Raw genomic sequence first — 12,148 nt, forward strand, 5'->3', positions numbered from 1 at the left:
CCCGCCGGGTCGCCGTATCATCGGGGGATGACCGACCTGGGTACCCCTGGATCCGCCGCTCCCGCCGACCCGTTCGGCTTCATCGGTCTCACCTACGACGACGTCCTCCTGCTCCCGGGCGAGACGGACGTCATCCCGAGCGAGGTCGACACCACGACCCGGCTCACGCGTGAGATCTCCCTGTCGATCCCGCTGGTGTCCGCCGCGATGGACACCGTCACCGAGTCGCGCATGGCCATCGCGATCGCCCGCCAGGGCGGCATGGGCGTGCTGCACCGGAACCTGTCGATCGAGGCGCAGGCCCACCAGGTGGACCTGGTGAAGCGCTCCGAGTCCGGCATGGTCTCCGACCCGGTGACGGTGGGCCCCGACGCGACGCTCGCGGAGCTCGACGCCCTGTGCGCCAAGTACCGCGTGTCCGGCCTGCCGGTCGTGGACGACGACCGCCGGCTGCTCGGCATCATCACCAACCGCGACCTGCGGTTCGTGCCGACGTCGGAGTTCACCACCCGCCGGGTGCGCGACACGATGACGTCGATGCCGCTCGTCACCGGGCCGGTGGGCATCTCCAACGCCGACGCCGCCGCGCTGCTCGGCAAGCACAAGGTCGAGAAGCTGCCGCTGGTGGACGACGCCGGCCGCCTGCAGGGCCTCATCACCGTCAAGGACTTCGTCAAGACCGAGCAGTACCCGATGGCCACGAAGGACGCGAGCGGCCGTCTGGTCGTCGCCGCCGCTGTCGGGTTCTTCGGGGACGCCTGGGACCGCGTGACCGCGCTCGTCGAGGCCGGGGTGGACGCGCTCGTGGTCGACACCGCGAACGGCCACGCCCGCCTCATGCTCGACATGGTCCGCCGCATCAAGTCCGACCCGGGCACGCGGCACGTGCAGGTGATCGGCGGCAACATCGCCACCCGCGCGGGCGCCCAGGCGCTCGTCGACGCGGGCGTGGACGCCGTGAAGGTCGGCGTCGGCCCGGGCTCGATCTGCACCACCCGCGTGGTCGCCGGCGTCGGCGTCCCGCAGGTGACCGCCGTCTACGAGGCGTCGCTCGCCGCGAAGCCGGCGGGGGTGCCGGTCATCGCCGACGGCGGCCTGCAGTACTCCGGCGACATCGCCAAGGCCCTGGTCGCGGGCGCGGACAGCGTCATGGTCGGCGGCCTGATCGCCGGCTGCGACGAGTCGCCGGGTGACCTGGTGTTCGTCAACGGCAAGCAGTTCAAGCGCTACCGGGGCATGGCCTCGCTCGGCGCGATGCAGAGCCGCGGCGACCGCCGGTCCTACTCCAAGGACCGCTACTTCCAGGGCGACCTGTCCGACGACGAGATCATCACCGAGGGCATCGAGGGGCAGGTGCCGTACCGCGGCCCGCTCTCGGCGGTCGCGCACCAGCTGGTCGGCGGCCTGCACCAGTCGATGTTCTACGTCGGCGCGCACACCGTCCCCGAGCTCCAGCAGCGCGGGAAGTTCGTCCGGATCACGCCGGCGGGGCTCAAGGAGAGCCACCCGCACGACGTGCAGATGATCTCGGAGTCGCCGAACTACACGGTGCGCTGACCCGTCGGCGCACGACGGAGGGGGCCCGGTGCGACGCGCACCGGGCCCCCTCCGTCGTGTCGCCCGTCAGTCGCGGAACGTCTCGATCCGCGCGCCCAGCTCGACCAGCCGCTCCTGGAGCCCCTCGTACCCGCGGGCGATGATGTCGACGTTGCGCAGGACGCTCTCGCCCTTGGCCGCGAGCATCGCCAGCAGGATCACCACCGCGGGCCGCAGGGCCGGCGGGCAGGACACCTCGGCGCCGGACCAGCGGGTCGGCCCGGTGACCTGGAGCCGGTGGGCGTCGAGCAGCCGGACGTCGGCGCCCAGCCGGGTCAGGTCCGTGAGGTGGATGGCCCGGCCCTCGTAGACCCAGTCGTGCACCAGCGTGCTGCCGGTCGCGCACGCGGCGATGACCGCGAAGAACGGCAGGTTGTCGATGTTCAGCCCGGGGAACGGCATCGGGTGGATCTTGTCGAGCGGCGCGCGCAGGTCGCTGGGGTGTACGGTGATGTCGACCAGCCGGGTGCGGCCGTTGTGCGCGGTGTACTCCTGCGACAGCGTGTAGCGCAGCCCCATCTCGGACAGCGTCGCGAGCTCGATCTCCATGAACTCGACCGGCACCCGCCCGACGGTGATCTCCGAGCCGGTGACGATGCCGGCGGTCAGCAGGCTCATCGCCTCGACCGGGTCCTCCGAGACCGCGTACTCCACGTCGGCGTCGATCTCCGCCTTGCCGTGGACGCGCAGGGTGGTGGTGCCGATGCCGTCGATCCGCACGCCCAGCAGCTCCAGGTAGAAGCACAGGTCCTGGACCATGTAGTTCGGGCTGGCGTTGCGGATCGTGGTGACGCCGTCGCGGTGAGCGGCGGCCATCAGGGCGTTCTCGGTGACGGTGTCGCCGCGCTCGGTCAGGACGATCGACAGGTCCGAGCGGCCCGGGTCGGTGACGCGCGCGTGGTAGCGGCCGGCGGTCGCGGTGACGGCGAGCCCGAACGGGCGCAGCGCGATCATGTGCGGCTCGACGGTGCGGCTGCCGAGGTCGCAGCCGCCCGCGTAGGGCAGGTGGAAGTCGTCGCGCTGCCCCAGCAGCGGGCCGAAGAACATGATGATCGACCGGGTGCGGCGCGCGGCGTCGACGTCGATGGAGTCGAGGTCGAGGTCCTTCGGGACGACGATCTCGAGGTCGCGGCCGTCCGTGGACCAGGTCGCGCGGACGCCCACGGAGCGCAGCACGTCGACGATCCGGTCGACCTCGACGATCCGGGCGACGTTGCGCAGCCGGGTCGTGCCGCGGTTGAGCAGCGAGGCGCACAGCAGCGCGACGGCGCCGTTCTTCGAGGTGTTCACGTCGAGCCGGCCGCTGAGCTGCACGCCGCCCTGCACCCGCAGGTGGGTGTGCTGCGGACCGCCGAGCGTGACGATGGGGGAGTCGAGGGCGGCGCCGATCCGGGTCAGCATCTCCAGGCTGACGTTCTGCGCGCCCTGCTCGATGCGGTGCACGGCGGACTGGCTGGTGCCGAGCTGGTCGGCGAGCTGGGTCTGCGTCAGGCCGCGGTGGCGGCGCGCGGACCGGACGAGCGAGCCCACGTGGGCGAGCTGCTCGGGGAGCGTGGGAGACACGGTGGGGAGGGACGAGGTCACCGTCGGGACGGCTCCGGTCGTCGGGCTGGTCGTGGTCACGAGCACGACGCTAACTCATGGATGAGATATCGGCACGCGTGGAGATGGGGAGAAGGCGTGGAGACGCGCTCGGGGAACCCGACCGCATCTCAGGGATGATGTGACGTGCCTGGTCAGGCGATCAGGGTGTCCTGCACCGGACGGCCGACGAACCGGCGGTCGCGCGCGGGGTCGTGCGCCACGGCGACCTCCTCGACCGGTGCCGCGACGGCGGCGGCCGGCCGGACGGTCGGGTGGACGGTCGGGTGCGCGGCCGGGCCCGCGGACGCCCGGGCCCCACGGCTCGGCCAGGTCGCCTCGGCCCCCGGGCCGTCGTGCCCGCGCTCCGCCCGCCACGCGTTGAACGCCTCCGCCCACGCCTGGTGCGCGGTCACCTGGTAGTCGTGCAGCGACACCAGGTCCAGGTCCCCGAGGTGGGGGAACCGACCGACGATCCGCTCCAGCACGTCGAGCGTCGCGACCACGTCGACGTCCGCGGTGTGCAGGCTGCCGGTGTCGACCACCTGGTAGAACCCGCACAGGTCGACGAGCTTGCGCTTGCCCCGACGGAACCGGTCCTCCGCCCGGTCGAGCACGAGCGGGTCGATGACCGGGCGCAGCGCGCCGCCGAGCCGGTCCTCCACGGTCGGCAGCCCGTGCCGGTGCAGCTCCGCCTCGAGCAGGCACAGGTCGTAGGACGCGTTGTAGGCGACCACCGGCACGCCGTCGCGCACCGCGTCCGCGATCTGCGCGGCGATCTCGTCCAGCGCCCCGCGAGGGGCCGCGCCGTGGGTGCGGGCGTGCTCGGTGCTGATGCCGTGGATCGCGCTGGCGGCCTCGGGGATCGGGACGCCCGGGTCGATCAACCAGGTCCGCACGTGGGTCCCGGCGGCGTCCCGGCGCACCAGCGCCGCCGTCACGATCCGGTCGTGGTCGACGTCCACGCCGGTGGTCTCGGTGTCGAACCCCAGGAGGGGGCCGTCCGTCCAGGTCATGCGTCGTGCTCCTTCCGACCGCCGCCAGCATCCCACCGCCCACCCACGCGCCCGGGGACCCGCGCCCGGCGTGTGGCACGTGCGCGAGCGGATGCGCCCCGAGGCCGCCGGGGTGAGGGTGGAAGGCGTCCCCGCCGACCGCGGGGTCCCCCCTATCGAAGGAGTCGGCAATGGGTCGCCTGACCGGACGGACCGTCGCGTTCCTCACCAGCGACAAGGGCATCGAGGAGCCCGAGCTCACCACCCCCTGGCAGGCCGTCGTCGAGGCCGGGGGCACCGCCCTGCTGGTCTCCGCGGAGCCCGGGACCGTGCGCGCCGTGAACAACGACCTCGACCCGGGCGGCGAGTACCCCGTCGACCGCACGCTGGACCAGGTGTCGGCCGCGGACCTCGACGGACTCGTCATCCCCGGGGGCACCGTCAACGCGGACACGCTGCGCACCCAGGGCGGCGCGGTGGCGCTCGTGCAGGCCGTGCTCGGCGCCGGCAAGCCCGTCGCGGCGATCTGCCACGGGCCGTGGACCCTCATCGAGGCCGGGGTCGTCGACGGCGTCACGCTCACGTCGTACCCGAGCCTCGCCACCGACCTGCGCAACGCCGGCGCCGACTGGGTCGACCAGGAGGTCGTCGTGTCGCAGGCCGGCGGCGCCACGCTCATCACGTCGCGGAACCCGGACGACCTCCCGGCGTTCAGCGGCGCGGTGGTCGACGCCGTGGCGGGCTGACCCGAGCCGGATCGGCCCTGCCCGGACGTCGGGCCGACCCGGGGGACCGGCGCGCACCCGCGGGGGCGGGGCGCGCCGGTAACCTGGGCCGGTGAGCAACGAGATCGAGATCGGCCGCGGCAAGCGGGGACGGCGCGCGTACTCCTTCGACGACATCGCGGTCGTCCCCTCCCGGCGCACCCGGGACCCCGAGGAGGTGTCCGTCGGGTGGCAGATCGACGCCTACCACTTCGACCTGCCGGTGCTGGCGGCGCCGATGGACTCCGTGATGAGCCCGGCGACGGCCGTCGCGCTGGGCCGGGCCGGCGGCCTGGGCGTCCTGGACCTCGAGGGGCTGTGGACCCGGTACGCGGACCCGGAGCCGCTGCTGGCGCAGATCGCCGAGCTGCCGGCCGCCGAGGCCACCGCCCGGATGCAGGAGCTGTACGCGGCGCCCATCCAGCCCGAGCTGATCCGCCGCCGCATCGGCGAGATCCGCGACGCGGGCGTCACCGTCGCCGGCGCGCTGTCGCCGCAGCGCACCCAGGAGTTCTGGAAGGACGTCGTCGACGCCGGCGTCGACCTGTTCGTCATCCGCGGCACCACCGTGTCCGCCGAGCACGTGTCCGGCCGGGCCGAGCCGCTCAACCTCAAGCGGTTCATCTACGAGCTCGACGTGCCGGTGATCGTCGGCGGCGCGTCCACCTACACCGCGGCGCTGCACCTCATGCGCACCGGCGCGGCGGGCGTGCTCGTCGGCTTCGGCGGCGGCGCGGCGCACACCACCCGCGTGTCGCTGGGCATCCACGCCCCGATGGCCACCGCGGTCGCCGACGTGGCGGCCGCGCGCCGCGACTACCTCGACGAGTCCGGCGGCCGGTACGTGCACGTGATCGCGGACGGCGGCGTCGGGCGCTCGGGCGACCTGGTCAAGGCCGTCGCGTGCGGTGCCGACGCCGTGATGCTCGGGGCCGCGCTGGCCCGGGCGACCGACGCCCCCGGCCAGGGCTGGCACTGGGGCCCCGAGGCACACCACCCGCACCTGCCGCGCGGCGAGCGCGTGCACGTCGGGCAGGCCGGGACGCTGGAGCAGGTGCTGTTCGGCCCCGGGCACACCGCCGACGGGTCGCTCAACCTGATCGGCGCGCTGCGCCGGGCGATGGCCACCACCGGCTACTCGGACCTCAAGGAGTTCCAGCGCGTGGAGATCGTCGTCAGCCCGTACCAGCCCCACTGACCCGCACCCCGCACGCCCCCGAGGGCCGCGCCTCCCACCCGGGAGCCGCGGCCCTCGCGCCGTCCCCGCCCCTCCGCGTCGCCCGAACCCCCGGGGACTTCCCGCCGGCCCGCGCCCCCGCCCCCGCCCCGCCCCGCCCCCGCCCCCGCCCCCGCGCGCTCCGACGAGTGGTCACGACACGCTGGCCGACCGCCGCGCGAGGCAGCGTGTCGTGACCACTCGTCCGCCGCTGCGGCTCCCGATGCGGCTCCCGATGCGGGCTCAGGGCCGCTCGGGTGGCCCGGGTGGGCGGGAGCGGGCAGGGTCATCTCGACGGGTGGCGCGCGGGGGCGCGGGGGCGGTGCGGGTCCGGGGATGTGGGTTTGCGGGTTGGGTTCATGCCCGAATGGGTTTGGGTGGTTGCGTTTCGGGGTCCGGTTGGGGCATGCTGAGGGGGCAGCAAGCAGCCCAGCGCCGGGTCCTCCCCGGCGCGGGCCACCGACCCAGCCGACGGAGGCGACGTGTACGCGACGGAGCGCCAGCAGCAGATCATCGCCGCAGCGCGGCGGGACGGCCGGGTCGACGTCGCGTCGCTCGCCGCGACCCTGGACGTGACCCCCGAGACCGTGCGCCGCGACCTCACCGTGCTCGAGCGGCACGGCCTGGTCCGCCGGGTGCACGGCGGCGCGATCCCCGTGGAGCAGCTCGGCTTCGAGCCCGGGCTCGCCCAGCGCGAGGGCCTGCTGTCGGGGGAGAAGGACCGGATCGCCAAGGCCGCCCTCGACGAGCTGCCCGACGGCGGCGCGATCGTGCTGGACGCCGGCACCACCACCGTCCGGCTCGCCGAGCTGCTGCCCACCGACCGCGAGCTGACGGTCGTCACCCACGCGCTGCCGGTCGCCACGGTGCTCGCCACCCGGCCCGGCATCACGCTGCACCTGGTCGGCGGCACGGTCCGCGGCCGGACCCTCGCGGCGGTCGGCACCTGGGCGCTGCGGGACCTCGCGGACATCCACGTCGACGTCGCGTTCCTCGGCACCAACGGCCTGAGCGTCGAGCACGGCCTCACGACCCCCGACCTCGCGGAGGCGGCGGTGAAGCGCGCCCTGGTCGGCGCGGCCCGCCGCACCGTGGTCCTCGCCGACCACACCAAGATCGGCCGCGCGGACTTCGCGCACGTCGCCCCCCTGGAGGAGGTCGACACCCTGGTCACCGACTCCGGCGTCCAGCCCGAGCTCGCGGACGAGATCGAGGCCGCCGGCACCCGGGTGGTGCGGGCATGATCGTCACGCTGACCCCCAACCCGAGCCTGGACCGGGCGCTGCACCTGGAGCGGCTGGAGCCCGGCGAGGTCAACCGCGCCGCCGCCACGCACCTGCACCCCGGTGGCAAGGGCATCAACGTGTCCCGGGCGCTGGCCGCGCACGGCGTCGCGTCGCGGGCGGTACTGCCGTCCGGCGGGCCCGACGGCGCGCAGGTCGTGGCGCTGCTCGCCGCCCAGGGCGTCGACGCGCACCCGGTGCCGGTGTCCGGCGACACCCGGTCCAACATCACGCTGTCCGAGTCCAGCGGCGCCACCACCAAGGTGAACGCCCCGGGGCCCGCGCTGACGGCCGACGAGCAGGAGGCCCTGCTCGCCGCCGTCGACGCCGAGCTCGCCGCGGGGGCCGACGCGGTCGTCGCGGCGGGGAGCCTGCCGGCGGGCGTCGACGACACGTTCTTCACGCGGGTCGCGGACCTCGGCGCCGCCCGCGGCGTCCCCGTGCTGCTGGACACCTCCGGCGCCCCGTTCGCCGCAGCGGTCCGGCACGGCGGGCTCGCGCTGGTGAAGCCCAACGACGACGAGCTGGCCGAGCTGGTGGGCCGCGAGCTCGTGACCGTCGGCGACGTGCTCGACGCCGCGGCGACCGTCCGCGCCGGTGGCACCGACGCCGTGCTGGTCAGCCTGGGCGTGCACGGCGCGCTGCTGGTGACCGGGGCCGGTGCGTGGTGGGCCGGTGGGCCCGCCCTCGTCCCGGTGTCCACCGTGGGGGCAGGCGACTCGACGCTCGCCGGCTACCTCGCCGCCGACGGCGCGCCGGCCGACCGCCTGCGCCGCGCCGTCGCCTGGGGCCGCGCCGCGGTCCTCCTGCCGGGCAGCGCGGTCCCGCGCCCGTCCGACATCCGACTCGACGAGGTCGCCGTCGTGGCCGACCCCAACCCCTCCCTCGCCCTCAAGGAGCTGTGACCATGAGCCTGCCGCTGACCTCCGCCGACCTCGTCGGCGTCGACCTGGTGGCCCGTGACCGCGACGACGCGACGGGGCAGCTCATCGCCCTGCTCGCCGCCGCGGGCCGCGTCACCGACGCCGAGGGCTTCCACGCCGACGTGCGCGCCCGCGAGGCGCAGATGGCCACGGGCATGCCCGGCGGCGTCGGCCTGCCGCACGCGCGCTCCGAGCACGTCGCCGCGCCGAGCCTGGCCGTCGGCAAGCTGCGGGACGCCGTCGACTGGGGCGCCCCCGACGGGCCGGCCCGCCTGGTGTTCCTCATCGCCGCGCCGGCCGGCGGCGACTCCGACCACCTGAAGATCCTCGCCGCCCTCGCGCGCCGCCTGGTGCACGAGTCGTTCCGCCAGTCCCTGCTCGACGCCCCCGACGCCGCCACCGTGGCCGAGATCGTCACCCGAGAGGTCGTGCCGTCATGAAGTTCGTCGCCGTCACCTCGTGCCCCACGGGCATCGCGCACACGTACATGGCCGCCGAGGCCCTCGAGACCGTCGGCAAGGCCGGCGGCCACGAGGTCGTCGTCGAGACCCAGGGCGCCGCGGGCTCGTCCCCGCTGGACCCGGCGGTCATCGCCGCCGCGGACGGGGTCATCTTCGCCGCGGACCTCGAGGTCCAGGACCGCGAGCGGTTCGCGGGCAAGCCGTTCGTCGACGTCGGCGTGAAGAAGGCCGTCCACGACCCCTCGGGGGTGCTCGCGCAGGCGGTCGAGGCCGTCGAGCACGGCGTCGTCGCGGAGCCCGTGGGCGCGCCGGCCGGTGCCGGGCCCCGCCCCGCCACCAAGGTCGACCCGAACGCCGGCGTCGGCACCCGGATCCGGCAGTGGCTGATGACCGGCGTGTCGTACATGATCCCGTTCGTCGCCGCCGGCGGCATCATGATCGCGCTGGGCTTCATGATCGCCCAGGCCGCCTGGGGCGAGTCCGGCGCGGTCGCCGTGACGCAGGTGCCGGTCGCCGACCTGATCTCCAGCTTCAGCATCACGTCCGGGCAGGACTGGGCGGTGCTGCTGTTCCAGACCGGTGGCGCGGCGTTCGCGTTCCTCGTCCCGGTGCTGTCCGGGTTCATCGCGTACGGCATCGCGGACCGGCCCGGCCTGGTGCCCGGCTTCGTCGGCGGCTCCATCTCCGTGCTGGTCGGCGCCGGGTTCCTCGGCGGCCTGGTCACCGGGTTCGTCGCGGGCTTCCTGGCCCTGTGGATCAGCCGCTGGAAGGTGCCGAAGGGCGTGCGCGGCGTGATGCCCGTGGTGGTCACCCCGCTGCTGTCGTCGCTGATCACCGGGTTCCTCATGTTCGTGCTGATCGGTCGCCCGATCGCGAACCTCATGGACGGCCTGACGAACTGGCTCAACGGCCTGTCCGGCTCGAACCTCGTGCTCATGGGCGCGCTGCTCGGCGTGATGATGGGCTTCGACCTCGGTGGCCCGATCAACAAGGTCGCGTACACGTTCGCGGTCACCGGCCTGGCGACCGAGGGCCTGGCCGCCGACGCGGTCCAGTACCAGATCATGGCCGCGGTGATGGCGGCCGGCATGGTCGCCCCGCTGGGTCTGGCCCTGGCGACGTTCATCCGCAAGCGCCTGTTCACGCACGCCGAGCAGGAGAACGGCAAGGCCGCGGTGCTGCTGGGGCTGTCGTTCATCTCCGAGGGTGCGATCCCGTTCGCGGCGGCCGACCCGTGGCGCGTCATCGTGTCGTCGATGGTGGGCTCCAGCGTCACCGGCGCCCTCACGATGGCGTTCGGCTCCGGCCTGCGCGCGCCGCACGGCGGCGTGTGGGTGCTGCCGCTGATCTCGAACCCGCTCGGGTTCCTGCTCGCGGTGCTCGTGGGCACCGCGGTCACCGGCCTGCTGGTGGTCGTGCTCAAGAGCCTCAAGCCGAACCCCGTGGTCCAGGCGGAGCAGGCCGCCGACGCCGCCGCGCAGCCCGTCGTGGCCGCGCAGCCCGCGACGGCCTGACCGCACCCGCACCACCCCGCACCCGCACCACCCGCTGAACGACCCGCACACCCGACCCGACGGAGGGACGCTGCTGTGATGACCACCCGGACCGAGGACCGAGCACCTGCCCCAGGCACGGTGCTGCACGGAGCGGGGGTCGGCCGCCGGGTCGCGGTCGGGCCGGTGGTGCGGGTGCGGCCCGCGCCCACGGTCCCCGGCGACGCCCCGGTGGTCCGCGACGGCGCCCCCGTCCCGGCGGCCGAGCTGCCCGACGCGGTCACGGCCGCGTTCACCGACGTCGCGGCGGCGCTGCGGGAGCAGGCCGACCGCGCGTCGGGCACCGTGGCCGAGGTGCTGGGAGCGACCGCGATGATGGCCGACGACCCCGCGCTCAGGGACCAGGTGCTCGCGAAGGTCGCGGCGGGGGAGCCCGCGGTCGCCGCGCTCGACGCCGCCGTCGGGGCGTTCGCCGCGATGTTCGAGCAGGCGGGAGGCTACCTGGCCGAGCGCGTCACCGACCTCCGGAGCGTCCGTGACCGCGTGGTCGCGCGCCTCACCGGGCAGCCCGCGCCGGGCGTCCCGGAGCTGCGGGAGCCGTCGGTCGTGGTCGCCCGCGACCTCGCCCCCGCGGACACCGCCGCGCTGGACCTCGCGCGGGTCCTGGCTCTCGTCACCGAGGAGGGCGGCCCGACCGGCCACACCGCGATCATCGCGGGGCAGAACGGCATCCCGTGCGTGGTCCGCGCCACCGGGGCGAGCGGCCTCGTCGACGGCGTCGAGGTGGCGGTCGACGCCGCCGCCGGCACCGTCACCGTCGAGCCGGACGAGGCCGTGCGGTCCGCGATGACCGCCCGCGCCGCCGCGGAGCGCGCCCTGGAGTCCGACACCGACCCGGGCGCGACCGCCGACGGCCACCGGGTGGCGCTGCTCGCGAACATCGGCACCGCCGAGGACGCCGAGCGCCTGGCCGACGTCGCCGTCGAGGGCGTCGGGCTGTTCCGCACCGAGGTGCTGTTCCTGGGCCGGCAGCAGGCACCGACCGTCGACGAGCAGGCGACCGCCTACGCCCGGGTGCTGCGCGCGCTCGGCCCGGACCGCAAGGTCGTCGTCCGGACCCTCGACGCCGGGGCCGACAAGCCGCTGGCGTTCGCGAACCTCAGCCCGGAGGAGAACCCCGCGCTCGGGGTCCGTGGCTACCGGCTGGTCCGGTCCGCGCCCGCGCTGCTCGCCGACCAGCTCCAGGCCCTGGCCCGGGCGGGCGAGGAGACCGGGACGACGCCGTGGGTGATGGCCCCGATGATCGCCACGCCCGCCGAGAGCCGTGCGTTCGCCGAGGCGGCCCGCGCCGCCGGCCTGCGGACGACCGGCGTCATGGTCGAGGTCCCCGCCGCGGCCCTGCGCGCGTCGTCGGTGCTCGCCGAGGTCGACTTCGTGTCGCTCGGCACCAACGACCTCGCCCAGTACACGATGGCCGCCGACCGGCTCCGGGGCGAGCTCGTCGACCTGCTCGACGCGTGGCAGCCCGCGGTGCTCGAGCTGGTCGCGTCCACCGCGCGCGCCGGGGTGGAGACCGGCAAGCCCGTCGGCGTGTGCGGGGAGTCCGCCTCGGACCCCCTGATGGCCCTGGTGCTCACCGGGCTGGGGGTCACGAGCCTGTCGATGTCCCCGGCCGCGCTCCCGGCCGTCCGGTACGCGCTGCGCCGGCACACGCTCGACGCCTGCCGGGCGATGGCCGACGCGGCGATCGCCGCCGAGGACCCGGCGGCGGCGCGGGCGGCGGTCGTCGACCTGCTCGACGCCGACGCCCGGGTGGCGCTCGGGGTGTGACGGGCG

At 75.1% G+C, this 12,148-nt stretch carries 10 protein-coding genes; 8 read left to right on the forward strand and 2 right to left on the reverse strand.

Annotation, left to right across the window (positions count from 1 at the left end; translation table 11 throughout):
* Positions 1–27: 27 nt before the first annotated feature.
* Complete coding sequence (guaB, locus tag AC1VL8_RS09250; RefSeq protein WP_483074960.1) at positions 28–1,557, forward strand: IMP dehydrogenase; 1,530 nt, start codon at positions 28–30, stop codon at positions 1,555–1,557.
* 66 nt (positions 1,558–1,623) lie between these two features.
* Here the strand turns inward: guaB and AC1VL8_RS09255 are convergent, their stop codons facing one another.
* Positions 1,624–3,180 (reverse strand): helix-turn-helix domain-containing protein, encoded by a 1,557-nt coding sequence (locus AC1VL8_RS09255; RefSeq protein ID WP_483076221.1) that lies wholly within the window; start codon positions 3,178–3,180, stop codon positions 1,624–1,626.
* Positions 3,181–3,332: 152 nt separating this feature from the next.
* Complete coding sequence (locus AC1VL8_RS09260) at positions 3,333–4,193, reverse strand: exonuclease domain-containing protein (RefSeq protein ID WP_483074961.1); 861 nt, start codon at positions 4,191–4,193, stop codon at positions 3,333–3,335.
* 170 nt (positions 4,194–4,363) lie between these two features.
* On the opposite strand from AC1VL8_RS09260, the gene AC1VL8_RS09265 reads away from it, so the two are divergent.
* From AC1VL8_RS09265 to ptsP, 7 genes are all read left to right on the forward strand, one after another.
* Positions 4,364–4,918 (forward strand): type 1 glutamine amidotransferase domain-containing protein, encoded by a 555-nt coding sequence (locus AC1VL8_RS09265; protein ID WP_483074962.1) that lies wholly within the window; start codon positions 4,364–4,366, stop codon positions 4,916–4,918.
* A gap of 91 nt (positions 4,919–5,009) precedes the next feature.
* Positions 5,010–6,134 carry a GuaB3 family IMP dehydrogenase-related protein gene (locus AC1VL8_RS09270; protein ID WP_389226094.1) on the forward strand — a complete coding sequence of 375 codons (1,125 nt, stop codon included), beginning with the start codon at positions 5,010–5,012 and terminating at the stop codon, positions 6,132–6,134.
* 500 nt (positions 6,135–6,634) lie between these two features.
* A complete protein-coding gene (locus tag AC1VL8_RS09275; protein ID WP_389226097.1) occupies positions 6,635–7,396 on the forward strand; it encodes a DeoR/GlpR family DNA-binding transcription regulator in 762 nt (253 codons plus the stop codon).
* Positions 7,393–8,340, forward strand: a complete 948-nt coding sequence (pfkB, locus tag AC1VL8_RS09280; protein WP_483074963.1) for a 1-phosphofructokinase — start codon at positions 7,393–7,395, stop codon at positions 8,338–8,340. Before AC1VL8_RS09275 ends, pfkB begins: the two co-directional genes overlap by 4 nt.
* Positions 8,341–8,342: 2 nt before the next feature.
* Positions 8,343–8,798 carry a PTS sugar transporter subunit IIA gene (locus tag AC1VL8_RS09285; protein ID WP_389226103.1) on the forward strand — a complete coding sequence of 152 codons (456 nt, stop codon included), beginning with the start codon at positions 8,343–8,345 and terminating at the stop codon, positions 8,796–8,798.
* Positions 8,795–10,333: a PTS fructose transporter subunit IIC gene (locus AC1VL8_RS09290; RefSeq protein ID WP_483074964.1), complete on the forward strand. Its 1,539-nt coding sequence runs from the start codon at positions 8,795–8,797 to the stop codon at positions 10,331–10,333. Before AC1VL8_RS09285 ends, AC1VL8_RS09290 begins: the two co-directional genes overlap by 4 nt.
* Positions 10,334–10,411: 78 nt before the next feature.
* Positions 10,412–12,142 (forward strand): phosphoenolpyruvate--protein phosphotransferase, encoded by a 1,731-nt coding sequence (ptsP, locus tag AC1VL8_RS09295; RefSeq protein ID WP_483074965.1) that lies wholly within the window; start codon positions 10,412–10,414, stop codon positions 12,140–12,142.
* Positions 12,143–12,148: the final 6 nt, after the last annotated feature.

It is taken from the genome of Cellulomonas sp. KU4C, from assembly GCF_056868065.1.

Bases quoted from the DNA above. Each gene is read 5' to 3' on its own strand.
- guaB (WP_483074960.1), top strand. From the start codon at position 28: ATGACCGACCTGGGTACCCCTGGATCCGCCGCTCCCGCCGACCCGTTC.
- AC1VL8_RS09260 (WP_483074961.1), bottom strand. From the start codon at position 4,193: ATGACCTGGACGGACGGCCCCCTCCTGGGGTTCGACACCGAGACCACC.
- AC1VL8_RS09265 (WP_483074962.1), top strand. From the start codon at position 4,364: ATGGGTCGCCTGACCGGACGGACCGTCGCGTTCCTCACCAGCGACAAG.
- pfkB (WP_483074963.1), top strand. From the start codon at position 7,393: ATGATCGTCACGCTGACCCCCAACCCGAGCCTGGACCGGGCGCTGCAC.
- AC1VL8_RS09285 (WP_389226103.1), top strand. From the start codon at position 8,343: ATGAGCCTGCCGCTGACCTCCGCCGACCTCGTCGGCGTCGACCTGGTG.
- AC1VL8_RS09290 (WP_483074964.1), top strand. From the start codon at position 8,795: ATGAAGTTCGTCGCCGTCACCTCGTGCCCCACGGGCATCGCGCACACG.
- ptsP (WP_483074965.1), top strand. From the start codon at position 10,412: ATGACCACCCGGACCGAGGACCGAGCACCTGCCCCAGGCACGGTGCTG.